At 71.2% G+C, this 23235-nt stretch carries 27 protein-coding genes; 11 read left to right on the top strand and 16 right to left on the bottom strand.

Translation table 11 applies throughout. The annotated features are described in order from the left end of the window. Positions 1–4: 4 nt before the first annotated feature. Positions 5–1738, bottom strand: coding sequence for a 2-isopropylmalate synthase (gene leuA / locus ACP7BP_RS13995; RefSeq protein ID WP_426245355.1), 1734 nt, complete (start codon positions 1736–1738; stop codon positions 5–7). A gap of 198 nt (positions 1739–1936) precedes the next feature. Here leuA and ACP7BP_RS13990 point away from each other — a divergent pair, with 198 nt between their 5' ends. Further along, a complete protein-coding gene (locus ACP7BP_RS13990) occupies positions 1937–2362 on the top strand; it encodes a GNAT family N-acetyltransferase (protein ID WP_426245353.1) in 426 nt (141 codons plus the stop codon). Between the two features lie 94 nt (positions 2363–2456). Next, positions 2457–3320 carry a septum formation family protein gene (locus ACP7BP_RS13985; protein WP_426245351.1) on the top strand — a complete coding sequence of 288 codons (864 nt, stop codon included), beginning with the start codon at positions 2457–2459 and terminating at the stop codon, positions 3318–3320. A 192-nt stretch (positions 3321–3512) separates the two neighbouring features. Here the strand turns inward: ACP7BP_RS13985 and ACP7BP_RS13980 are convergent, their stop codons facing one another. Beyond that, positions 3513–4061 (bottom strand): hypothetical protein, encoded by a 549-nt coding sequence (locus tag ACP7BP_RS13980; protein WP_426245350.1) that lies wholly within the window; start codon positions 4059–4061, stop codon positions 3513–3515. A gap of 101 nt (positions 4062–4162) precedes the next feature. Here ACP7BP_RS13980 and ACP7BP_RS13975 point away from each other — a divergent pair, with 101 nt between their 5' ends. Beyond that, positions 4163–4678 carry an AAA family ATPase gene (locus tag ACP7BP_RS13975; RefSeq protein WP_426245348.1) on the top strand — a complete coding sequence of 172 codons (516 nt, stop codon included), beginning with the start codon at positions 4163–4165 and terminating at the stop codon, positions 4676–4678. Between the two features lie 669 nt (positions 4679–5347). Further along, entirely contained in the window at positions 5348–6145 is a 798-nt protein-coding gene (locus tag ACP7BP_RS13970; protein ID WP_426245346.1) for an HNH endonuclease signature motif containing protein, read from the top strand. 70 nt (positions 6146–6215) lie between these two features. Here the strand turns inward: ACP7BP_RS13970 and ACP7BP_RS13965 are convergent, their stop codons facing one another. From ACP7BP_RS13965 to ACP7BP_RS13925, 9 genes are read right to left on the bottom strand one after another with little or no spacing between them, the layout of a single operon-like run. After that, on the bottom strand, positions 6216–6728 hold the full coding sequence (locus tag ACP7BP_RS13965) for a GNAT family N-acetyltransferase (RefSeq protein WP_426245345.1): 513 nt from the start codon (positions 6726–6728) through the stop codon (positions 6216–6218). A gap of 4 nt (positions 6729–6732) precedes the next feature. Beyond that, positions 6733–7650 carry a GTPase Era gene (era, locus tag ACP7BP_RS13960; RefSeq protein WP_426245344.1) on the bottom strand — a complete coding sequence of 306 codons (918 nt, stop codon included), beginning with the start codon at positions 7648–7650 and terminating at the stop codon, positions 6733–6735. Further along, positions 7647–8417: a siderophore-interacting protein gene (locus ACP7BP_RS13955; protein WP_426245342.1), complete on the bottom strand. Its 771-nt coding sequence runs from the start codon at positions 8415–8417 to the stop codon at positions 7647–7649. Before ACP7BP_RS13955 ends, era begins: the two co-directional genes overlap by 4 nt. Positions 8418–8430: 13 nt before the next feature. Continuing rightward, complete coding sequence (locus ACP7BP_RS13950) at positions 8431–9714, bottom strand: class I SAM-dependent methyltransferase (protein ID WP_426245340.1); 1284 nt, start codon at positions 9712–9714, stop codon at positions 8431–8433. A 32-nt stretch (positions 9715–9746) separates the two neighbouring features. Then, a complete protein-coding gene (locus ACP7BP_RS13945) occupies positions 9747–11126 on the bottom strand; it encodes an FAD-binding oxidoreductase (protein ID WP_426245338.1) in 1380 nt (459 codons plus the stop codon). 45 nt (positions 11127–11171) lie between these two features. Next, a complete protein-coding gene (locus tag ACP7BP_RS13940) occupies positions 11172–11525 on the bottom strand; it encodes a cytidine deaminase (RefSeq protein WP_426245337.1) in 354 nt (117 codons plus the stop codon). Beyond that, on the bottom strand, positions 11518–12822 hold the full coding sequence (locus ACP7BP_RS13935; protein ID WP_426245336.1) for a hemolysin family protein: 1305 nt from the start codon (positions 12820–12822) through the stop codon (positions 11518–11520). The genes ACP7BP_RS13940 and ACP7BP_RS13935 overlap by 8 nt, the downstream gene beginning before the upstream one ends. Next, complete coding sequence (ybeY, locus tag ACP7BP_RS13930; RefSeq protein WP_426245334.1) at positions 12819–13268, bottom strand: rRNA maturation RNase YbeY; 450 nt, start codon at positions 13266–13268, stop codon at positions 12819–12821. Before ybeY ends, ACP7BP_RS13935 begins: the two co-directional genes overlap by 4 nt. Then, positions 13265–14269, bottom strand: coding sequence for a PhoH family protein (locus tag ACP7BP_RS13925; RefSeq protein ID WP_426245332.1), 1005 nt, complete (start codon positions 14267–14269; stop codon positions 13265–13267). Before ACP7BP_RS13925 ends, ybeY begins: the two co-directional genes overlap by 4 nt. 101 nt (positions 14270–14370) lie before the next feature. On the opposite strand from ACP7BP_RS13925, the gene ACP7BP_RS13920 reads away from it, so the two are divergent. Continuing rightward, entirely contained in the window at positions 14371–14643 is a 273-nt protein-coding gene (locus tag ACP7BP_RS13920; RefSeq protein ID WP_426245331.1) for a hypothetical protein, read from the top strand. A gap of 11 nt (positions 14644–14654) precedes the next feature. Here ACP7BP_RS13920 and ACP7BP_RS13915 read toward each other — a convergent pair whose 3' ends face one another. Beyond that, the gene (locus ACP7BP_RS13915) at positions 14655–15005 is read right to left on the bottom strand and encodes an HIT domain-containing protein (protein ID WP_426245330.1); all 351 of its coding nucleotides are present in this window, start codon (positions 15003–15005) and stop codon (positions 14655–14657) included. A 133-nt stretch (positions 15006–15138) separates the two neighbouring features. Between ACP7BP_RS13915 and ACP7BP_RS13910 the strand changes: the two genes are divergently transcribed. Further along, positions 15139–15675, top strand: coding sequence for a SigE family RNA polymerase sigma factor (locus ACP7BP_RS13910; protein WP_426245328.1), 537 nt, complete (start codon positions 15139–15141; stop codon positions 15673–15675). Then, entirely contained in the window at positions 15672–16721 is a 1050-nt protein-coding gene (locus ACP7BP_RS13905; RefSeq protein WP_426245327.1) for a Gmad2 immunoglobulin-like domain-containing protein, read from the top strand. Before ACP7BP_RS13910 ends, ACP7BP_RS13905 begins: the two co-directional genes overlap by 4 nt. Here ACP7BP_RS13905 and ACP7BP_RS13900 read toward each other — a convergent pair. The 4 genes from ACP7BP_RS13900 to hrcA are packed head-to-tail and all read right to left on the bottom strand — an operon-like array spanning position 16708 to position 20180. Next, a complete protein-coding gene (locus tag ACP7BP_RS13900; RefSeq protein ID WP_426245325.1) occupies positions 16708–17160 on the bottom strand; it encodes an NUDIX hydrolase in 453 nt (150 codons plus the stop codon). The two genes, ACP7BP_RS13905 and ACP7BP_RS13900, sit on opposite strands and share 14 nt — an antisense overlap. 42 nt (positions 17161–17202) lie before the next feature. Further along, entirely contained in the window at positions 17203–17937 is a 735-nt protein-coding gene (locus ACP7BP_RS13895; RefSeq protein WP_426245324.1) for a 16S rRNA (uracil(1498)-N(3))-methyltransferase, read from the bottom strand. Further along, positions 17937–19103 carry a molecular chaperone DnaJ gene (gene dnaJ, locus ACP7BP_RS13890; RefSeq protein ID WP_426245323.1) on the bottom strand — a complete coding sequence of 389 codons (1167 nt, stop codon included), beginning with the start codon at positions 19101–19103 and terminating at the stop codon, positions 17937–17939. The genes ACP7BP_RS13895 and dnaJ overlap by 1 nt, the downstream gene beginning before the upstream one ends. Positions 19104–19157: 54 nt before the next feature. Then, positions 19158–20180 carry a heat-inducible transcriptional repressor HrcA gene (hrcA, locus tag ACP7BP_RS13885; RefSeq protein WP_426245322.1) on the bottom strand — a complete coding sequence of 341 codons (1023 nt, stop codon included), beginning with the start codon at positions 20178–20180 and terminating at the stop codon, positions 19158–19160. 69 nt (positions 20181–20249) lie between these two features. On the opposite strand from hrcA, the gene ACP7BP_RS13880 reads away from it, so the two are divergent. The 4 genes from ACP7BP_RS13880 to ACP7BP_RS13865 all read left to right on the top strand — a co-directional run bounded on the left by ACP7BP_RS13880 (position 20250) and on the right by ACP7BP_RS13865 (position 23220). Next, positions 20250–21101 carry an MBL fold metallo-hydrolase gene (locus ACP7BP_RS13880; RefSeq protein WP_426245320.1) on the top strand — a complete coding sequence of 284 codons (852 nt, stop codon included), beginning with the start codon at positions 20250–20252 and terminating at the stop codon, positions 21099–21101. Positions 21102–21143: 42 nt separating this feature from the next. Then, positions 21144–21356, top strand: a complete 213-nt coding sequence (locus ACP7BP_RS13875) for a hypothetical protein (protein WP_426245319.1) — start codon at positions 21144–21146, stop codon at positions 21354–21356. A gap of 47 nt (positions 21357–21403) precedes the next feature. Then, entirely contained in the window at positions 21404–22255 is an 852-nt protein-coding gene (locus ACP7BP_RS13870; protein ID WP_426245318.1) for a DUF3097 domain-containing protein, read from the top strand. Between the two features lie 158 nt (positions 22256–22413). Further along, entirely contained in the window at positions 22414–23220 is an 807-nt protein-coding gene (locus tag ACP7BP_RS13865; protein ID WP_426245316.1) for an SGNH/GDSL hydrolase family protein, read from the top strand. Positions 23221–23235: the final 15 nt, after the last annotated feature.

The raw sequence follows: 23235 nt of genomic DNA, 5'->3' as shown, positions 1-23235 counted from the left end.
CCCCTCAGGCGCGGTTGACGGCGCTGGTCACGGCCTTGAGGCTGGCGGTGACGATGTTGGCGTCCAGGCCGACCCCCCACAGCACCTGCTCGCCCACAGCACACTCGACGTACGCCGCAGCGATGGCGTCGCCACCCGACGACAGCGCGTGCTCGTGGTAGTCGAGCACCCGCACGTCGTACTCCTGGGGGAGCTCGTTGAGCGCGCTGACGAAGGCCGCGATCGGGCCGTTGCCCGTGCCGCTGAGGGTGGTGAGCACCCCGTCGACGTGGACGCCGACCGTGAGCTGGTCCTTCTCCCCCGCGGCGGAGGAGGTGTGCACGGAGTCGAGGGAGAGCGGGATGGTGCGGGTGAGGTACTCGTCGGAGAAGATCTGCCAGATCTGCTCCGGCGTCACCTCGCCACCGTCGGCGTCGGTGCGGTTCTGCACGACCCGGCTGAACTCGATCTGCGCGCGCCGCGGCAGGTCGAGGTTGTGCTCCGACTTGAGCAGGTAGGCAACTCCGCCCTTGCCCGACTGGCTGTTGACCCGGATGACCGCCTCGTAGGTGCGACCGACGTCCTTCGGGTCGATCGGCAGGTACGGCGCCTCCCACGGCAGCTCGCGCACCGGGACGCCACGCTCGGCGGCCTGCCGCTCGAGGTCCTCGAGGCCCTTCTTGATCGCGTCCTGGTGCGACCCGGAGAACGCCGTGTAGACCAGGTCGCCGGCGTAGGGGTGGCGCGGGTGTACGGGGAGGGCGGTGCAGTACTCGACGGTGCGGCGCACCTCGTCGATGTCGCCGAAGTCGACCTGCGGGTCGATCCCCTGGCTGAACAGATTCATGGCCAGCGTGACGAGGTCGACGTTGCCGGTGCGCTCACCGTGGCCGAAGAGGCAGCCCTCGACCCGGTCGGCCCCGGCCATCAGCGCCAGCTCGGTGGCCGCCACGGCGGTGCCGCGGTCGTTGTGCGGGTGCAGGGAGACCGCGGAGTGCTCGCGCCGGGTCAGGCCGCGGATGAAGTACTCGATCTGGTCGGCGTAGGTATTCGGCGTCGACATCTCGACGGTCGCCGGCAGGTTGAGGATGATCTCGCGCCCGGCCTCGGGCTGCCACACGTCGGACACCGCCTCGCACACGTCGAGGGCGAAGTCGGTGCCGGTCTGGGTGAAGATCTCGGGGCTGTACTGGTAGCCGAAGTCCTCGCTGCCGACGAGGCCGCCCAGCAGCTCCTCGGCGTACTTCATCACGATCTCGGTGCCTCGCGTGGCGATGGCGCGGCACTCGTCGGGCGTGACGCCGAAGACCACCCGCTGGAAGAGCGGTGCGGTCGCGTTGTAGAGGTGCACGGTGGCGCGGTCGACGCCGACCAGTGAGGCCACGGTGCGCTCGATCAGGTCCTCGCGAGCCTGCGTCAGCACCGAGATCTGCACGTCGTCGGGGATGCGGTCCTCCTCGATCAGCTTGCGCACGAAGTCGAAGTCGGTCTGGCTCGCGCTCGGGAAGCCGACCTCGATCTCCTTGTAGCCGAGCTTGACGAGCAGCTCGAACATCGTCAGCTTGCGCGCCGGCGTCATCGGGTCGATGAGGGCCTGGTTGCCGTCGCGCAGGTCGGTGGACAGCCAGCGCGGGGCGTGCGTGATCTTGCGGGTGGGCCAGGTGCGGTCAGGTACGTCGACGGGCTCGAACGCGACGTACCGCCCGAACGGCATGCCGGACGTGGCTTGGGAGTTGGCGGTGTTGCTCAGGTGGGTCATGGCTTCCTCGGCTGCGATGGTGGTCGGGGCCGGTGCACACCACGCTCTCCGCAGCGAGGGGGCCCGGCGTCAGGCCTCGCTGCGGCGACGAAGAAGAAGCTGTGCGCGCATCATGACGAGGTCAACGGTAGCCCAGCCGGGGCCGTCTGTCCCCCGTGGGCCGAACTGTGGGACGCGTGCTGTGGGATCGTGCTGGCCGTGACCGCAGACTTCGACATCCAGGTCGGCGAGGCCGACGCCGCGCTCGACCAGCAGCTCTCCGACGGCCTCGACGTCGTCAACGAGGCAGCGACGACCGGCATCACCCCGCAGCTCGAGCTCACCGTCTCGGTCCGGGACGCCGCCGGGCTGGTGGGCGGCGCCAGCGGCTGGACCTGGGGCACCTGCGCCGGCATCGGCATGGTCTGGGTGCGCGAGGACGGTCGCGGGACCGGCCTCGGCGCTCGGTTGCTCGCGGCCTTCGAGACCGCCGCCCGTGCGCGCGGGTGTGTGCAGGTGCTGGTGTCCTCGTTCACGTTCCAGGCGCCGCGGTTCTACGAACGGCACGGGTACGTCGAGTTCGCGCGCTCCGAGGGACTCCCGGTGGAGGGCGAAGCGGACGTGCACTTCCGCAAAGCCCTATAGACAGGGACCTCTAGACAGGGCCCTCTAGACAGGGCCCTCTAGACAGGGCCCTCTAGACAGGGCCCTCTAGACAGGGCCCTCTAGATTTGCCGGCATGCCTCGCCTCCTGCTCGTGCACCACTCGGCCAGGTCGACGCCGCGGTCCGTGACGAACGCGGTGGTCGCGGGCATCGTGCTGGCGGGGCTGCTCCTCGCCGGCTGCACGGGCCGCGACGGCGAGTCCCCTTCGCCCTCGGCCTCGCCCTCGAGTACGCCGTCCGCCGACGCGTCCTCGCCCGTGCCCGTCCCGAAGCCGCCGAGGGAGGGCTCCTGCCACCGGCTGACCTTCGACGAGGCAGTCGCTCCCACCGCCGACCACGACGCCGTGAAGTGCCGCCGCAAGCACACGTCGCAGACCTTCCGGGTGGGACGCCTCGCCCTGGGTGCCGGCGACGACCGCCGGACCGTCGACTCGGACCGGGCGCAGCGGCAGGCAGCCCGGGCATGCACCGGCCAGCTCGGGCGCTTCCTCGGCGCGGACCGCGAGGCCCTTCGGCTCTCCCTGCTGGCGACGGTGTGGTTCACCCCGACCGTGGAGGAGGGCGAGGCCGGCGGGCGGTGGTTCCGCTGCGACGTGATCGCCACCGCCGGCTCGCGCCGACTGCTGCCGCTCCCCCGCCGCATCCAGGGCGCCCTCGACGACTTCGCCCTCTGTGCCACCTCCGAGCCGGGGCACCCGGACTCGCGACGCATCCCCTGCTCGCAGCCGCACACCTGGGAGGCGCTGACGACCGTCGACCTGCCCGGGACGGCGTACCCGTCCGCCGATCGGGCCGCCGACACGATGGCCGACACCTGCCGTGCCAGTGCCCGCTCGGCCGCCGACGACCCGCTCGACTTCACGTGGAGCGAGGAGCGGCCGACGCGCGCCCAGTGGAAGTCGGGTCAGCGCTACGGGATCTGCTGGGTGCCGGAGTGACTCGGGTCTGACGGGTGCGAGGAGCGCCCGCGGTGTCGCTGGTCGCTGGTCGCGGTGCGAGGAGCGCCAGCCGGTCGCTGGTTGAGGTGTGAGGAGCGCCAGCCGGTCGCTGGTTGAGGTGTGAGGAGCGCAGCGACGAGCCTCGAAACCAAGACCCCGCGCTCCGTCACGCTCTCGCGCCTCGCCGCGTGCTCACGCCGCGTGCAGGATCTCGTTGAAGAACCAGCGCTCGAAGAGGCCGCCCCGGTCCCGGCTGCTGACCGCTATCCCGACCTCGAGGTCGAGTGATAGCTCGACCCCGTCCGGGAGCTCGCCGGGCTTCGGCACCCACTTTGCGCCGTACTCGAGGCGCTGGGAGATGTCGGAGAACACGAGCGGACAGCATGTGCACACCGGGTCATAGCCCGGCAGCGCGTGAGCCACGAAGGTCACGACAGGCCGGCCGAACAGCTCCTCGCGGCGCACCTCTGTGATCGCGACGTTCTCGGTGAGCTCGTACGGGTCGAGCATCGCGGACCACAGGTAGTTGGTCGCATAGGGCTCCAGTGGCCGCACTGCCCACGACGAGGGCGGTGCGCCCCGCTCGCGTATGCGATGGCCGTCCGAGAGGCGTGCGCCGTCGAGCTCACCGTGTCGCAGTGTGGCGTGCACGTCGACGTAGCTCGATCGGTGCACGAGCTCCAGCTCGGTCCAGCGCTCGGGCACCGAGCGCGCAAGGCGACGTACGTCCTCGGGGGTCACGGGCTGAAGGCTAGACGTCACCGTGAGCCCACGCTGAGTAGTTACACGGAGGGACGGTTCAAGACCGACGTGAACGGGAAGGGCCGTGGGATCATCCGCGAGTGATCGGCACTACGGAGACCCGGCTCGTGATCCTTCGGGGCAACAGCGGATCGGGTAAGTCCTCAGTCGCTCGTGCGTTGCAACAGCGCAGAGGGAGGGGGCACCTCGCCGTGGTCTCGCAGGACGTGGTCCGCCGAGAGGTTCTGTGGGCCGACGACAGCGTGGGCAATCCGAGCATCGCGCTCATCGACCTGATGACGAGGTACTCCCTCAACGCAGGGTTCTCGGTGGTCGTGGAAGGCATCCTGCACCCGGATCGATATGCCGAGATGCTGTCCCACCTGGTCCGCGACCACAGGGGCACGACTCACGCCTACTTCTGGGACCTCCCGTTCGAGGACACGCTTCGCCGACACGCGACCAAGGACAAGGCATCCGAGTTCGGCGAGGCCGAGATGCGCGAATGGTGGTACGGGGCGGCACTCATCGCGGCCTTGAACGAAGAAGTGATCGGCCCCGGGTGCGGCCTCGATGCGACCGTTCGGCGCATCGAGGAGGACTGCGGTTGGCTCTGAGCGATGCTCGCCCATGGGCACACGAATCCTCGGTCGCTGGTTGAGGTGCGAGCAGGTCGCTGGTTGAGGTGCGAGGAGCGCAGCGACGAGCCTCGAAACCAAGACCCCCGGGTATTCACAGCCGCCCGGCATCGGGGCGCCGAAATGTCGGTGGTCCCTGGTTGGCTTCTCGTATGGCGATCACCACGAGCGAGCTTCCCGACACCGCAGCAGCGGTGCTCGCGTTCGCACGCTCCCGCCGCCAGGTGGCCGACCGGGCGGAGGCGGAGCTGCTGGTCGCAGCCTGTGAGTGGGCCGACCTGCACCCCGCCGAGTCGGTGTCGGACGCGGCCGCGTTCACGGTCCCGGGTGGGGGTGAGCACGAGGAGCCGGTCGCCGGCCCGGGTGCACCACTGGTCGCGGAGTTCTGCATTCCCGAGTTCGGTGCCGTCCTCGGCCTGTCCACCACCGCGGCGAAGCAGCTGATCGGCCAGGCCCTCGAGCTGCGGCACCGGCTCCCGAGGTTGTGGCGGCGGGTCCAGGCCGGTGACCTCCCGGCGTGGCGGGCCAGGCGGTTCGCCGAAACCACCATCCACGCCCGGTTGTCCCGGGACGCGGCGGGGTACGTCGACGCCCAGCTGACCCCGTTCGCACACCGCACCACGGTTTCGGCCGTCGACCGGATGGTCGATGCGGCCATCGCCCGGTACGAACCCGCCCGGGCGGCTGCCGAAGCTGCCCGCGGCGCCGACGGTAGGCACCATCGAGGACCAGCAGGTGTCCTTCGCCGGCACCATGCGCGTCACCGCGGAGCTCGACCTCGCCGACGCCCTCGACTTCGGCGCCGCCATCACCCACGGCGCCGAGACCCTCAAGACACTCGGATCCGAACAGTCGCTGGACGCCCGGCGCGCCGCCGCGGTCGGGGAGCTGGCGCGCACGCAGCTGTCGCTCGACCTGGACCTGGCCGCTGGTTTCGAGACAGGCGCCAGGGCGCCTTCCTCAACCGGCGACCACACCCCGCCACCCGCCCGGCAGGTGGTGTTGCACGTCCACCTGAGCGAGCACGACCCCGTCGCCCGCCTCGAGCCCGGCACCCTGACCACCCTCGACCAGGTCCGGCACTGGTGCACCCGCTCGCACACCCAAGTGGTGGTGAAACCCCTCCTCGACCTCAACCAGCCGATCGTGTGCGACGGCTACCAACCCTCGGCCCGGCTCCGCGAGCAGGTGATCCTCCGCGACCGCACCTGCGTGTTCCCCTGGTGCACCCGACCCGCCCGAGCCTGCGACCTCGACCACATCGTCCCCTGGGAACACGGCGGCCCCACAAGCACTGCGAACCTGACCGCCCTGTGCCGCCGACACCACCGCCTCACTACCCACACCGCCTGGACCTATGAGCGCACCGGCCCCGCGGCGTACACCTGGACCAGCCCCCACGGCCACACCTACGTCCGCGACGACACCGGCACCGAACCGGGTTGACCACCACGCCCCACACCCCGCCGAAGTCACGCCGGCGGGGCGACCGGCATGTCTCGAGCTGCGATTGAGCTCACTCCACGCTTCGCCGACGTCCCATGATCACCTGGTCGTCGCGCAGTCCGGGTCCGAGGACCTCCCACCCGAGGCGGGCGTACAGGCGCCGCGCCGGGTCCGCGGCATCGGCCGTCGTCATCAGCACCAAGCGTTCGTGCGGAAGCCCGGCGGTGAGCGCGGTCATCAGCCGCTGTCCGAGCCCACGGCCGCGAGCAGCGGCCAGTACGCCGATGCTGACCACCTCGAAGTGACCGCCGATCCACTCGGCGGCCACATCGTCCGGCAGCACCTCGACGGCCCGGTCGCTCCACCACTGACCGCGTTCGCCGGTGTAGCCGTAGGCGAAGCCGACGAGGTCGCCCGTGGACGACGCCCGGGCGAGGCGGAAGCCCTCGCGGGCTACGTGCCGGTCCCAGACCGAGGCGCGCCAGGTGTCCAGGTCGGGCTGGTCGCCGAGCACCGCGTCGTACACGGGCCAGAGCTCGGCGGCGCCGGCCCCGTCCACCACGCCGGTGAGGGTGACCTGCATGGACCTAGAACCCCAGCTTGCGCAGCTGGCGCGGGTCGCGCTGCCAGTCCTTGGCGATCTTGATGTGCAGGTCGAGGTAGACCGGGGTCCCGAGGAGCGCCTCGATCTGCTTGCGGGCAGCCGTGCCGACGTCGCGCAGGCGGGCGCCCTTGTGGCCGATCATGATCCCCTTCTGGGAGTCGCGCTCGACGTAGAGGTTGGCGTAGATGTCGAGGAGCGGCTTGTCCTCGGCGCGCCCCTCGCGCAGCCCCATCTCCTCGACCACGACGGCGATGGAGTGCGGAAGCTCGTCGCGCACGCCCTCCAGCGCGGCCTCGCGGATCAACTCGGCCACGATCGCCTCCTCGGGGGCGTCGCTGAGGTCGCCGTCAGGGTAGAGCTGGGGACCTTCGGGCAGCAGACCGACGAGCAGGTCCTCGAGGAGCTTGACCTGGTCGCCTGAATGCGCCGAGACCGGCACGATCTCGGCCCACTCGACGCCGGTCTCGCCGCCGAGCCTCTGGATGTCGAGCAGGTGCTGCCCGACCTGCTCCCCCGTCGCGAGGTCGGTCTTCGTGGCGATCGCGACCTTGATGGTCCGCTTGACCTTGGCCATCTCCTTGACGATGAAGCGGTCGCCCGGACCGACCTTCTCGTTCGCCGGGAAGCACACGCACACGACGTCGACCTCGGCCAGCGTCGTCTTGACCAGGTCGTTGAGCCGCTCCCCGAGCAGGGTGCGCGGCCGGTGGAGGCCCGGGGTGTCCACCAGGATCAGCTGCGCGTCCGGGCGGTGCACGATGCCTCGTACGACGGTGCGGGTCGTCTGCGGCTTGGAGCTGGTGATGACCACCTTGCTCCCCACCAGTGCGTTGGTCAGCGTCGACTTGCCCGCGTTCGGGCGGCCGACGAAGGACGCGAATCCGCTCTTGTGCTCGGTCATGAGTTCCTAGCGTCGTCGTACTCGGCCCAGATCTGGTCGTCAGTCTTGCCTGCCGCCTTGCCGGCCCGGTAGATCGGGCCCGGGTCGACGGCTCGCGGCTGCCGCTGCGTGCTGGCGCGCCAGTAGCCCATCACGTCGTACGCCGTGCTGGCCAGGCCGCGCTCGCGCATCAGGTGCTTGCGGATCGCCCGCATCTGCGCGGACTCGCCCGCCATCCAGAAGTAGCCGTCGCCGTCCGGCCAGTCGATGCCGGAGACGACCTCGGCCAGCGCGGACGCGCCGGGCGCGGGTGGCGCGAGCCAGGTGATCGACGGGCCGGCGGGGAGGTAGGAGCCCAGTTCGTCGTTCACCTCCGCCCAGATGCGCGTCGGCAGGTCGACGGTCTCGGCGATCCTCGCCATCGCGGGCAGCCCGGTGAGGTCGCCGACCAGCATCAGCCAGCCGGCACCGTCGGGCAGCGCGAAGGAGCCCCGCGGCTCGGTGATCGTCACGGTCTCGCCCACGCAGTCGCGCGCGGCCCACTCGGTGACCAGCCCTACGTCGTGCAGGACGACGTCGACCACCAGCTCTCCGGCTGACCACGAGCGCACCGTGTAGTAGCGGCTCTGGAACTGGCCCGGGACCACCACGCCGACCCACTCGTCGGGCACACCGGTGCTCGTGAACCCCTCGAGCCCCGCACCGCCCAGCGTCAGCCGGGCGAGGTGCGGCGACAGCTGCTCACGACGCAGCACCTCGGCGGCGAACTGACGGGCTCTGGTGCTCACCCGCCAAGGCTAGTCACCAGTGGGGACGCAGCCCGAATCCGTCGTGACCCTCGTCGTCCGTGCGGACGGCGAGCACCTGGTGCAGCTGGATCTCGTTGCGCTCGAAGCCGATCCGCGAGCCGGCCATGTAGACGCCCCACACCCGCGCCGTACCCTCGCCCACCTCGGCCACGCACTCGTCCCAGTTGTCGCGCAGGTTGGCGCACCACTCGCGCAGGGTCATCGCGTAGTGCTTGCGGAGGTTCTCCTCGTGCATGACCTCGAAGCCAGCATCCTGCGCCACGGTGATGATGCGACCCGAGCCGGTCAGCTCGCCGTCGGGGAACACGTAGCGGTCGATGAACGCGCCCGTCTCCTCGCGCCGGTTGTGCGCCCGCGTGATGCAGTGGTTGAGGAGCCGACCTTCGGGACGGAGCCGGTTGCGCAGGTGGCTGAAGTACGCCGGGTAGTTGCGCACGCCGATGTGCTCGGTCAGCCCGATGGAGCTCACCGCGTCGAAGCCGGTCTCGGTGACGTGCCGGTAGTCGAGGTGACGGATCTCGACGAGATGGTCGAGCCCGGCGCGCTTCACGGCCTCCTGGCCCCACGCGGCCTGCTCGGCGGACAGCGTCACGCCGAGGGCGGAGACGCCGTACTCGCGGGCCGCGTGCATCACCATGCCCCCCCAGCCGCAGCCGACGTCGAGCAGCCGCTGGCCGGAGGAGAGCCCGAGCTTGCGGGCGACCAGGTCGAACTTCTCGGCCTGTGCCTCCTCGAGCGTGGCCTCCGGGGTCGGGAAGACGGCGCAGGTGTAGGCCATCGAGGGGCCCAGCACCATCTCGTAGAAGCGGTTGGAGACGTCGTAGTGGTGGTGGATCACCTCGGCGTCGCGGCTCATGGAGTGGCGCAGCCCCTCGACCGCCCGCCGCCAGCGCGGAAGCGTCTCCTGCGGCGGCGGCGGGGGCGGCACGAGGTGGCTGATGCCGAGCGAGCGCACGATCGCCAGCGCCTCGGCGGGGGTCGGTGCCCGGAAGCGCAGGTGGCTCTTCAGCAGCTCCAGCGCCTCGTAGGGGTCGCCCGGCTCCACGCCGGTGAGCTCGAGGTCGCCCATGACGTAGGCCCGCGCCATCCCGAGGTCGCCCGGTGCCGTCAGCAGGTAGGACAGCCCACGCTGGGTGCGAAGGTGCAGGCCGATGCGTGCGTCGGCAGGTCCTGCGCTGCTGCCGTCGTACGCCGTGAACCGCACCGGCATGCCGTCGCGGAGCAGCGACGCAACCGCGTCTCCGATGGTCAGGTTCCGGGTCGTCGTCAGGCTCATTCTCATCCTCCGTATTGCCGTCGTGGTGCCGGCTAGCGCCGGCGTACCGCCTTGTCGTAGAGGCTGGTCAGCCGGTCGCCGGGGTCGACGTCCTTCTTGACCTTCGCCAGGTGTGCGCCGTCGTAGAGGGCGTCGAAGGTCTCCTCGTCGTAGAACGCCTCGGAGTAGAGCGACTTGTGGCCGCCGAGCTCATGCACCTTCGCCTCGATCGCGCGGTTGCGCGGGGCGTCGACCGCCTCGGGACCCACGTGCACGGTGCCCCAGAAGCCGACGTTGACGTACGTCGCTCCCGGACGCAGCGGGTAGGTCGGCCAGTCGCGGGTGGTGACGAGCGGGCAGAGCCACACCGGCCGCATCCCGATCTCGGTGTCGAACCAGGCGAGGAACTCCGCGAGCCGCTCGATGGGCAGCTCGACGTCCTGGATGACCCGCTCGCGCTGCGGGCGCTTGGCCAGCCTGTCCAGCCGGTCGGCCACCCCGAACCGTCGCTCCAGCCCCACCATCCGGTGGTAGACGTCGGAGCGGCGCCAGCGCCGGGGCCACACCCGCCGGATGAGCGGATGCTGTGCGCCGAACGCCCCCGAGCACCAGAACCAGTCGGTGTCCCAGCGCCACAGGTAGTCGAGCATGGTCAGCCGGTCGGAGACGCGCTCCCGGATCGAGCGGTAGAAGATCTGCTGCCCGGTGTAGTCGGACGTCGGCCCCGGCTCGTCGGTCCAGCGTGCCAGGGTGAGGTAGAGCTCGCCGGGCTCGAAGGCCACCCCGTCGATGCCGTCGACGCGCTCGCCCGCCCACTCGCGGCTCTCCGCGATCTCGGCGATCGCCCGGGCCACCTGCTCCGCGTCGTCGAAGCGCACGTGACGCAGGGCCACGAACTCCTGCACGGGCTCGAGGTCGATGCGCAGGCGCGTGGCGTAGCCGAGGGACCCGTAGGAGTTGGGGAAGGTGTCGAAGAGCTCGTCGCCGGGGCGGCACGTGACGACCTCGCCCGCGCCGGTGAAGACGTCCATCTCGCGCACCGACTCGTGCGGCAGCCCGTTGCGGAACGACGTGGACTCGATGCCCAGGCCGGTGACCGCGCCGCCGAGGGTGATCGTGCGCAGCTGCGGCACGACGAACGGGATGAGGCCGTGCGGCAGCGTGGCCGCGACGAGGTTCTCGTAGGTGCACATGCCCTGGACGTCCGCCGTGCGAGCGGTCGGGTCGACGTGCAGCACCCCGTCGAGGCCGGACACGTCGAGCCCGGGTGTGCCCGTCGCCGCGCGCGGGCGGAACAGGTTCGACGTCGGCTTGGCCAGCCGCACCGGCGCGCCCAGGGGGATGGCGTCGTACGACGCCCGCAGCCGTGCCACTGCCTCGGCGTGCGCCGTGGTCCCGGTCGAGTCGAGGCCCTTCCTCTCCCACGGATTCACGGGTCCAAACGTACTCAGCCCCGGCGGCGTGGCAAGTGGGAGGGTTCAGGTTGTGACGTGGCCCACGGCCGTGCCGCGTCCGTCGGCGAAGTGCACCGTGACGCCGGGACCGGCGAGGTCGGTGAGCGCACGCGCATCGGGCTCGGTCAGCGACGTCGAGGCACCGAGCAGCACGCACGCCTCGAGACCGCGCGCGCCCGACGCGACCGCCATCACCACGCAGCCCTGGATGGCGCTGACCTGCAGGCTGGGCAGGTCGACGGTGGCCGCGGCGTACGTGCGCCCGTCGAGATCGCGGACGGCCGCACCCTCGGCCGCACCCACGCGCGCGCGGGTCGCGCGGGCCAGGGTCACGAGCTTGGCGTCCTCCGCTGACAGGCCAGCGGATGGGTCAGGCATCGGCGCGCTCCTCGTCGTCGGATCGCTGCGGGTCGGGAGACACGCGCCTGATCAGGACCGTGCCAAGCGTGTGCCGACGGCCCGTCGCGCGCTCGGCCTCGAAGCGCAGCCCGTGCACCTCGACGGACGCGCCGGGGAGCGGCACCCGGCCCAGGTGCTTGGCCAGCAGCCCGCCCACGCTGTCGACGTCGTCGTCGAACACCTGGATGCCGAAGAGCTCGACGAGGTCGTCGATGGGGAAGCGGGAGACGACACGCACGCTGCCGTTCTCGAGCGTCTCGAAGTCGGCCTCGTCCTCGTCGTACTCGTCGGTGATCTCCCCGACGATCTCCTCGAGCACGTCCTCGATGGTCACGAGACCGGCCGTGCCGCCGTACTCGTCGACGACGATGGCGACGTGCTGGCGCATCGACTGCATCTCCGACATCAGCTCGTCGACGGGCTTGGAGTCGGGCACGTAGTGCACGGGACGCATGACCTCCTCGACGCGCTGGGTGGTCTCGACGTCGGGCGCCTCGAAGTCGCGCCGCACGAGGTCCTTGAGATAGGCCATGCCGCGTACGTCGTCGAGGTTGTCGCCGATGACCGGCACCCGGGAGTAGCCGCTGCGCAGGAACAGCGACATCGTCTGGCGGAGGTTCTTGTAGTGCTCGATGTAGACCACGTCGTTGCGCGGCACCATCACCTCACGGGCGATCGTGTCGCCGAGCTCGAACACCGAGTGGATCATCTTCCGCTCACCCGACTCGATCACCGCCGACGCCTCCGCGAGGTCGACCAGCTCGCGCAGCTCGGTCTCGGTGGAGAAGGGGCCGGTCCGGAAGCCGCGCCCCGGGGTGATCGCGTTGCCGAGCAGGATCAGCAGCTGTGGCAGCGGCCCCAGGATCGTGGTGACGAAGACCAGCGGGGCAGCGGAGAGCAGGGCGACGCTGACGTCGTGCTGGCGGCCGAGGGTGCGGGGCGCCACGCCGATGACCACGAAGGAGACCAGCAGCATCACGCCGATGGTGACCACCAGCGTGGCGCCCCACGCGCCGTCGAAGCGCTCCGTGACCCACAGGGCGACGATCACGGTCGCGCCGATCTCGCAGAGCAGGCGCAGCAGCAGCACCGTGTTGAGGTAGCGGGGGGCGTCGTCGAGGATGCCCATCAGCCGGCGCGCGCCGGGTCGCGACTCGGCCAGCAGCTCCTCGGCGCGGGCACGTGAGAAGCCCGCCAGTGCGGCGTCGGCAGCCGAGAAGACGCCGGCCAGCAGGATCAGCGCGGCCGCTGAGACGAGCAGCCAGACGTCAGTCACCGAGAGCGCCACTCCACGAGCAGCCGGTCCTGGAGGCCGAACATCTCCGCGTGCTCCTCCGGCTCGGCGTGGTCGTAGCCGAGCAGGTGCAGGATGCCGTGCACGGTCAGCAGCTCGATCTCCGCGTCGCCGGAGTGCCCGGCCGTCGCCGCCTGCTTGTCGGCGATGTCGGGGCAGAGCACCAGGTCGCCGAGCACGCCCTCCTCGGGCTCCTCGTTGACCAGCCCCGGCCGCAGCTCGTCCATCGGGAAGGCCAGCACGTCGGTGGGCCCGGACTTGTCCATCCACTGCTGGTTGAGGGCGGCGATGGTGTCCTCGTCGACGGCCTTGATGCAGAGCTCGGCCAAGGGGTGCACGCGCATCCGGTCCATGACGAAGCGCGAGAGGCCGGCGAGGTGCTTCACGTCGAGCTCGCGGCCCGACTCGTTGAGGACCTCGATGCTCATCGAGTGGTGCCCCGGACCGGGCCGGAGTCCTGGCGCGACCCGAACTCGTCGTACGCCGCGACGATCTTGCCGACGAGACGGTGCCGGACGACGTCGTGGGCGGTGAGCCGGTTGAACGAGATGTCGCCGACCTCTCCGAGGATGCCCTCGATGACGCGCAGACCCGACTGCATGCCACCGGGCAGGTCGACCTGGGTGACGTCGCCGGTGACGACGATCTTGGAGCCGAAGCCGAGGCGCGTCAGGAACATCTTCATCTGCTCCGGCGAGGTGTTCTGCGCCTCGTCGAGGATGATGAAGGAGTCGTTGAGCGAGCGACCGCGCATGAAGGCCAGCGGCGCCACCTCGATGGTTCCTGCCGCCAGCAGCTTGGGGATCGACTCGGGGTCGACCATGTCGTGCAGCGCGTCGTAGAGCGGCCGGAGGTAGGGGTCGATCTTCTCGCTGAGCGTGCCGGGCAGGAAGCCGAGCCGCTCGCCCGCCTCCACCGCCGGGCGGGTCAGGATGATCCGGTTGACGTCCTTGCCCTGGAGGGCCTGCACGGCTTTGGCCATCGCGAGATACGTCTTGCCGGTGCCGGCGGGGCCGATGCCGAAGGTGATCGTGTGCTTGTCGATCGCGTCGACGTAGCGCTTCTGGTTGAGCGTCTTGGGCCGGATCGTGCGGCCTCGGTTGCTGAGGATGTTGAGGCTCAGCACGTCGGCGGGTCGCTCGGTGGTCTCCTGGCGGAGCATGCCGATGACCCGCTCGACCGTCTCGGTGGTGACGCCCTGGCCGGTGCGGATGATCGCGACCAGCTCGTCGATGAGTCGCTCTGCGAGGGCGATCTCGGCCGCGTCTCCGTGGAACGTGATGCGGTTGCCGCGCACGTGGACGTCAGCATCGAAGGCCGATTCGAGGAGTCCGAGGTGCTCGTCGCCCGGCCCCAGCAGGCTCACCATGTTGACGCTGTTGGGCACGACGACCGTGTGCTTGGTGGTGAGTCGCTGTGAGTCAGTCATCTTTGCCCGGGGTGGGCGCCTTTCGGGTCGGGTCTCAGGAGGCCTCCATGGTACGGGAGTGGGGCCGAGGAGCCCACCGACTAAGGCGTACCGTCGTGCGTATGGGCGTTCCGCCGGAATGGCGCAGGGACGAGTACGACGACCACGACGACGACTCGCCCCCTGCCTGGTTCCCCGGCCAGCACCTGCCCGCGGACGCCCGGCGCATGGGCCTCACGTCACACGTGCCCGACGGCGCGCTGCTCGACTTCGCCGGGACTCTGGACAGCTCCAAGCCGCTGCACCGCTTCACCGCATGGGTGCTGCTGGTGGTGTTCGGCCTGCCGGTGGTCCTCGCCGTCCTGTGGGTGATCTCGGCCCTCGCGGGCGGCTGACCGGCGTCGGCTCAGCCGGGGGGCCAGGTGAAGCGACGGCCACCGAGCAGGTGCAGGTGGGTGTGGAAGACCGACTGGCCGGCATCCGCGCCGGTGTTGAAGACCAGGCGGTACTGCCCGTCGAGACCCTCGTCGTCGGCGACCCGGGCGGCAGCCGCCACGAGACCGGCCACGGTCGCGGGCTCGGCAGCAGCCAGCTCGGCGGCATTGGCGTGGTGGGAGCGAGGGACGACCAGGACGTGCGTGGGTGCCTGCGGGTTCAGGTCGCGGAAGGCGAGCACGGTGTCGGACTCGTGCACGACGTCGGCCGGGATGTCACCGGCGACGATCTTGCAGAAGAGGCAGTCGTCGGGAGCCGTCATGGGCTCACTGTCCCACGCAACACGGCACCGCGGGCGCGGTAAACCACTCGAACGCCTCGCGCGTCCCACTAGCGTGACCATCCATGCACCGGCTCGCCCCGCAGGGACGCGCGCCCCGCTCCAGGCGGGGCCTGTGACCGACCCCGGGGGATGGCACGCCGACGAGGCGCTCGAGCAGCTGTACGCCGCCCACTGGCGCCAGCTCGTGCGCCTGGCCGTGCTCCTCGTCCGGGACACCGGGACGGCCGAGGAGGTCGTGCAGGACGCGTTCGTCGCGGTGCACGGCCGGTGGTCGCGCATCCGCACACCGGAGGCGGCGCTCCCCTACCTGCGCCAGGCGGTCGTCAACCGGTCGCGCTCGGTGCTCCGGCACCGGGTGGTCGTCGACCGGCACCTGCGCGCCGAGGCCGCTCAGCCCGCACCGGTGGCACCCGATGCCGAGGGAGCCGTGCTCGGCGCGGCCCGGCGCGACGCCGTACTCGACGGACTGCGGGAGCTCCCCCGGCGCCAGCGCGAGGTGCTGGCCCTGCGCTACTTCGCCGACCTGTCGGAGGGCGAGATCGCCACGACCCTGGGCATCTCCCGAGGCGCGGTCAAGAGCCACGCGTCCCGCGGCGCAGCGTCGCTGCGTGGCCTGCTCGGTCCGCTGCTGGAGGAAGAACAGCCATGAACGACGACGACGACCTCGCCCGCGCGCTCCGCGACGCGGTCTCCGACATCGAGCCGCGCGACGCGCTGGCCGACATCCGCGCACGAACGCGCACCGATGCGAAGGTGACAACCATGAGCAAGCGCAGCTGGCCCCTCGTCCTCCTCGGCGCCGCGGCGACCGCGGCCGTCATCGCCGCGATCGCGGTCGCAGGCGGGCTCGGCGGTGACGACGCAGACCCCGATCCTGCCGCGTCGTCGTCGCAGGACGTCGAGCCGACGCCTGCGCAGCCCTCGGCCGACCAGTCGCAGGACCCGAGCGAGTCACCGTCCTCCCCGGCTGCGGAGGCGGGGGCCGTCCCGCTGTACTTCATCGGCGACACCGATCGCGGCGGCCCGCGGCTCTACCGCGAGTTCCAAGCGGGAGACGTCTCCCTCACGTCCGCCCTCGAGCTGCTCTCGGGCACGCCGAAGGACCCCGACTACCGCACCGCCTGGCGGGCGGGCTCCTTCGACGGGGTCGAGGACGACGGCGACGTGATCTCGGTGCGCTTCGCGGACGACTCCATGAGTGCCGCGAAGCCCGGCATGTCCAGGGCGGAGGCGACGGCCGCGGTCCAGCAGGTCGTCTACACCGTGCAGGCCGTGGCCCAGCGCCGGGCACCGGTGCAGTTCATGGTGGACGACGCACGCGCCCAGACCGTGTACGGCGTCCCGACGGCCGAGCCGGTCACCAACGCGCCGGTCCTCGAAGCGCTCAGCCACATGAACATCACCACCCCCGAGCAGGGCGCCACCGTCAGCGGCACGATGAAGCTCTCCGGTGTGGCCAACAGCTTCGAGGCCAGCAGCGGCTGGGAGCTGCGGCGTGGCGACGAGGTCGTGAAGAAGGGCGTGTGGATGGCCGACGGCTGGATGGAGGACAAGCTGTTCCCGTTCGAGCTCTCGATCGACCTGGCCGGCGTCGCACCGGGCGACTACACCATCTGGGCGACGACCGACGACCCGACGGGAGGGACCGAGGGCGTCGGCGCCATGACGGACTCGAAGGACGTCACGGTCGAGTGATCTCGTCCCAGAGGCGTCCGAGCAGCGCACCGTGTCCGGCCGACAGCGAGTGGCACTGGCTGACGGGAAGCCAGTAGCACTCGAAGCGGTGCGCCCCCGAGGCGTCGTCGGGGTCGTCCTCCTGGCTGAGCCAGCGCTCCGGCGCAGGCCCGTCCAGCGCGAGCAGGAAGACCTGACGGTGCTGCACCTCGTCGCGGTACGGCGCCATGTCGTAGCGGCACTCGCCCAGGTGCCGGACCACGCGGAGGCCGCTGAGCCCCGTCTCCTCGGTCGCCTCACGGAGCGCCGCCTGCTGTGCTGTCTCCCCGGCCTTGACGGTGCCGGCGGGGACCTGGAGCTCGCTCTCGTCCCAGTCCTCGTCGACATGGCGGAACACCAGCAGGCGAGCGTCCCTGACGATGTAGCACAGGACCTTCGACCTCTCAGGACGCGCTGCCACGGTCTGACCCTAGGGCAGCGTTGCCGGCCGCTCGGCGAGCGCTCAGCGCCAGCGCGGCGTGCCGGCCAGCAGGGCGGCCACCGCCGCGACGCCGGCGGTCGACGTACGCAGGACCTCGGCACCCAGCCGGACGGACACGGCTCCGGCCCCGACGAACGCCGCGACCTCCTCGTCGGTGAGCCCGCCCTCCGGTCCCACCACGACCACGACGGACGTCGCGGCGCCCACGTCGGGCAGGGATCGCTCCGCCTCCTCGTGGAGTACGACGACCAGGTCGGCCGCGCGCACGAGCTCGACCACCGCCGCTGTGCCGGCGAGCTCGGCCACGTCGGGGAACCACGCGCGGCGGGCCTGCTTGGCCGCCTCCCGGGCCGTCGCGCGCCACTTCGCCACTGACTTGGCCGCCCGGTCACCGCGCCACACCGCGACGCTGCGCGTGGCCGCCCACGGCACGATCCGGGCGACCCCGATCTCGGTGAGCATCTCGACGGCCAGCTCGCCTCGGTCGCCCTTGGGCAGTGCCTGCACGACCGTGACGGCGGGCGCCGGCTCCGGCGGTGTCGCCACGTCGGTGACGGTCACTGCGAAGACCCGCTTGCCGGTCGAGGTCACCTCACCGGTCGCCGCCGTGCCGGCGCCGTCGGTGAGAACGACGAACTCCCCCGCCCGCAGCCGTCGTACGGCCACCGCGTGGTGGGCCTCGTCACCCGTCACCTCGACGGCGCTGCCGGGACGCACCCCGGCCAGGGACGGCACGAGGTGGACCGGCAGCGACATCAGACGTTGAACGCGTCGCGCAGCCGGCCGAAGACCGACTTGTGCGTCGCCCGCACGGTGCCTTCGGGCGACTCCTCGCCGCGGATCGCCGCCAGCTCGCGCAGCAGCTCCTCCTGTCGGTCGTCGAGGCGCGTGGGCGTCTCGACGACGACGGTGACGACCAGGTCGCCCCGGCCGCCGCGCAGGCCAGGCACGCCGTACCCGCGCATGAGGTGCTCGGTGCCGGACTGGGTGCCGGCCTTGAGGTCGAGGTCGAGGGTGGTGACGAGCTCGGAGTCCTCGGCCGACTCGAGATCCGCCTCCAGCAGCGGCAGCGTCACGGTGGTGCCGAGCGCGGCCGCGGTCATCGGCAGGGAGACCGTGCAGTGCAGGTCGTTGCCCGCCCGGGTGAAGGTCGGGTGCGAATCGACCTGGATCTCGACGTAGAGGTCACCGGCCGGACCACCGCCCGGGCCGACCTCGCCCTGCTCGGTGAGCTGGACGCGGGTGCCGGAGTCGACGCCCGCGGGGATCTTGACCTTCAGGGTGCGACGCGACCGCACCCGTCCGTCGCCGGAGCACTCGCGACACGGGTCGGGGATGAGCGTTCCGAAGCCGCGGCAGGCGGCGCACGGGCGCAGGGTCCGGATCTCGCCGAGGAACGAGCGCTGCACCTGCGCCACCTCGCCGGCACCGCGGCAGGTCTCGCAGGTGATCGGGCTCGTGCCCGGCGCCGTGCCCTCGCCGTGGCAGGTCGTGCAGACCACGGCGGTGTCGACCTTGAGATCCTTGGTGACGCCGAACGCCGCCTCGGCGAGGTCGATGTCCAGCCGGATCAGCGCGTCCTGGCCCCGCCGGGTGCGCGGCCGCGGCCCGCGGGTCTGGCCGCCCTGGCCCTGCCCGCCGAAGAACGCGTCCATGATGTCGGTGAACGAGAAGCCGGCGCCCTGCGCGAAGCCCCCGGCACCGCCGGCGAACGGGTCTGCGCCGCGGTCGTACGCCGCGCGCTTCTGGGGGTCCGACAGCACCTCGTAGGCGCGGGACACCTCCTTGAAGCGCTCCTGCGTCTCGGGGTCGGGGTTGACGTCCGGGTGCAGCTGCCGGGCCTGCCTGCGGTAGGCCTTCTTGATGGCGTCGGCATCCGCGTCGCGGGCGACACCGAGGAGCTCGTAGAGGTCCTGACTCACGTTTGTCCGTCTTCCTAACTTCTGGAGGCCAGCTTCCGGGCCCGGGTTTCGAGGCTAGGCCTCGTCGAGAATGCGCGAGACATAGCGGGCGACGGCACGCACCGCCGTCATCGTGCCGGGGTAGTCCATGCGGGTGGGCCCGACGATGCCGAGGCTGGCGACGGCGTCGTCGCCCGGGCCGTAGCCGGTGGCCACCACGCTGGTCGAGGAGAGCTCGGCGTAGGGGCCCTCGTGACCGATCCGCACGGTCACGGCACCGCCGGTGCTGGCCTCACCGAGCAGCTTGAGCAGCACGACGTGCTCCTCGAGCGCCTCGAGCAGGGGTCTGACCGAGGTGTCGAACGAGTCGCCGTACCGCGCGAGGTTGGCTGCGCCGCCCACCGCCACCCGCTCGTCGCTGCGGTGGTCGGACATCGCGTCGGTGAGCGTCTCGACCACCGCGGCGACCAGCCCGACCGGCTCATCGCCCGGCGCGCTGGAGATGGCGCCGAGGGCGGCGATGGCGTCGGCGATGCGCTCACCGGTGACCGCTCGCGCGATGCGCGACCGCAGGATGGCGAGCACGTCGTCGTCGAGCTGGCCGTCGACCTCGACCAGGCGCTGCTCGACCCGGCCGGTGGAGAGGATCAGCACCACGAGCAGCCGCGCGGGAGCCAGCGCGACCAGCTCGACGTGCCGCACCGTGCTGCGCGAGAGGGTGGGGTACTGCACGACGGCGACCTGCCGGGTGAGCTGCGAGAGCATCCGCACCGAGCGCTGCACCACGTCGTCGAGGTCGACGGCGCCGTCGAGGAAGGTCGAGATGGCGCGCTTCTCGGCGGCGCTCATCGGCTTGACGGTGGTGAGCCGGTCGACGAAGAGCCGGTAGCCCTTGTCGGTGGGCACCCGGCCGGCGCTGGTGTGCGGCTGGTGGATGAAGCCCTCCTCCTCCAGCGCCGCCATGTCGTTGCGCACAGTGGCCGGCGAGACGCCCAGGCCGTGCCGCTCGACGAGAGCCTTGGAGCCGACCGGCTCCTCGGTGGCGACGTAGTCCTCGACGATCGCGCGGAGTACGGCGAGCTTGCGGTCGTCGGTCACGGGCTCCTCCTCCTCGATCGGTGCTGGCACTCAGGCGTGGCGAGTGCCAAGCCTACTAGGCTCGCGGGCATGTCCGACTTCATCGAGGTGGCCGAGCGCGTGTGGGTGGCGCGCTACGAGTGGTTCGACGTCAACGTCACGGCTGTCGGCAGCGACCGCGGACTCCTGGTGGTGGACACCCACAGCTCGGGACTGGCGGCCAGTGGCGTCATCGACGACCTACGGCGGCTCGGCGCCGGCGAGGTGACGACGGTCGTCAACACGCACTGCCACTTCGACCACACCTTCGGCAACGCGGCCTTCCGGTCGGCGTACGGCGACATCGCGATCCACGCCCACGAGAACGCCGCGGCCACCACGGTCCCGTGGGGCGAGCGCACCAAGCAGAGGTACGCAGACGACCCCGACGACCCGCACCGCGACGAGGTGCTGGCCACCGAGCTGGTCGCCGCCGACCACACGTTCTCCTCGGCCGTCTCACTCGACCTCGGCGACCGCGTCGTCGAGCTGGTGCACCCGGGGCGCGGCCACACCGACGGCGACCTCGTGGTGCGCATCCCCGACGTCGACGTGCTGCTGGCCGGCGACCTGGTCGAGGAGTCGGCCCCGCCGGTCTACGGCGACGACTGCTTCCCCTTGGACTGGCCGCACAGCATGGACATCGTGCTGGGCCTCACCACCTCCTCGAGCACGGTCGTGCCGGGCCACGGCGCCCCCGTCGACCGCGACTTCGTCGAGGTCCAGCGCAACGACATCGGTCTGGTCGCCGACGCGATCCGCAACCTGGCGAACCGCGGCGTACCCCCGGACCAGGCGCTCGAGGCGGCCGAGTGGCCGTTCCCGAGCGAGCGGCTGGCCGCCGCCCTACGCCGTGGCTACGAGCAGCTGCCCCGCGGCCAGAAACGGCTCCCTCTCGTCTGAACGGACGTTGACGCCCGACGGCTGGGCCTGTTGGCTCGACCCATGAGCGAACAGGACGCCGAGACCCCCCAGGCCGGGATCGCCGACGAGCAGCTGCCCGAGGATCTCCAGCCGGGCGAGGACAACCCGCTGGCCGAGCCGCTCGACCCCGACGACGTCGACCGGGACCTGGAGATGGACGCCACCCAGGACCCCGACGGGTCCGAGGACTCGCACGCGGCCGAGGACGCCGACGACTCAGCCGACGGGTCCTGACGGCGCGCCACCGCCACCTGGGACCCCGCGCGACCTAGCGTTGGCGGGTGACCTCCCCTGATCGCTACGGCGCCGACGTGCTCTCGACCGACTGGAGGGCGCCCAAGCGCGGGCGAGCCCAGGAGCATCCAGCCGACCTCGGCCTCGTCGTCGAGGAGGTCACCACCGACTGGTGCGGCGAGATCATCGCCGTCGACCGGGACCTCTTCACCGTCACGCTCGAGGACCGCCGGAGCAAGCGCCGTACCTTCCCGCTGGGTCCGGGGTTCCTCCTGGAGGGCCGGCCGGTGATCCTCACCCCGCCGCTGCGTCAGAAGGCTCCCGCGGCCCCCACGCGTACGGCGTCCGGCTCCGTGGCCGTGCAGGGCGTGAAGGCGCGAGTGGCGCGCCAGAGCCGCATCTTCGTCGAGGGCCGGCACGACGCCGAGCTGGTCGAGCGGGTCTGGGGCGACGACCTGCGCATCGAGGGCGTGGTCGTGGAGTACCTCGGAGGCGTCGACGACCTCGCCGACCACCTCCGCGACTTCCGGCCCGGACCGGAGCGCCGGGTCGGCGTCCTGGTCGACCACCTGGTCGCCGGGTCGAAGGAGAGCCGGATCGCGCAGGGCATCGCCAGGTCGCCCATCGGAAAGCACGTGCTCATCGTCGGGCACCCCTTCATCGACGTCTGGCAGGCGGTCAAGCCAGAGCGGCTCGGCATCGCGCGCTGGCCCGACGTGCCGCGCAGCATGGACTGGAAGAAGGGCACCTGCCAGCTGCTGGGCTGGCCGCACCGCGACCAGGCCGACATCGCCCGCGCCTGGCAGCACATCCTGTCCAAGGTGAACTCCTTCGCCGACCTCGACCCCGCGCTGCTCGGCCGCGTCGAGGAGCTCATCGACTTCACGACCCAGGACTGAGCTTGCTCAGGCCTGATCGGGTCGGGAGATCGAGGCGCCGGGAAACCGGTTGAGGCGCGGCAGTGCCGGGCGCACACTCAGTCATGGCCCCGGCACCCCGGACCCGCACCGCCAGCAGCCGTCGTGGACCACGCGACCTCCTCGCGTGGGCGACGTCAGTGGCAGTGCTGCTTCTCGCCTCCGGGTGCGGGTCGGACGATCCGCAGGATGACGCCGTCGCCTCGGAACCCGCCTCCACCTCCTCGTCGGCGCCGCCAGGCCTGAGACTCGTCGTCGTCGGCGACTCGATCCCCTACAACCTCTCGACCGACTGCTCGGGCTGCATCGGGTTCATCGAGACCTATGCGGCGAAGGTGGAGGAAGCCACCGGCCAGCGCGTCGACGTCGTGAACCTCTCCGAGCACACGGGCCTGACCGTCGAGGGCCTCACCGGGGAGATGGGCCGGCTGACCGACGCTCTCGGCCAGGCGGACGTCATCGTCGTCGCGATCGCGCACAACAGCACTGAGCTGAACAGCGACCGACCGTGCGGCGTCCCGCTGGCTGCCGACGAGATGCCCCGGTGGTCCGCGGTCGACAGCGGCTGTGCGCGGCACGCGGCCGCGGCGTACCGCCCGAAGTACGCGAGGCTCTTCCACGACGTCGCCGAGCTGCGGTCGGGCTCCCCGACCATCCTGCGGACCCTGAACCGCTACAACGACTTCATCGGGTGGGAGGAGGGCCACCTGAGCCCGGCGGAGGACCGGCGCACCAAGCTGGTCCTCAACGCGTGGAACGCGATGCTGTGCGACACAGCGGAGAGCGCCGGCTTCGGGTGCGTCGACGTCTACCACGCGTTCAACGGTCCGGACGGCCTCCAACCCTCCGGCGATCTCCTCGCGGAGGACTACACGCACCCCTCGCAGAAGGGCAACGACGTGATCAGCGACGTCCTGACCGAGATGGGGTTCGAGCCGCTGGGATGACCGGCACCCGACGTC

It is taken from the genome of Nocardioides sp. LHG3406-4, from assembly GCF_049897745.1.
GTDB lineage: Bacteria > Actinomycetota > Actinomycetes > Propionibacteriales > Nocardioidaceae > Nocardioides.
Note: the sequence above shows the minus strand (reverse complement) of the source record. Positions and strands in the feature narration are given on the sequence as shown.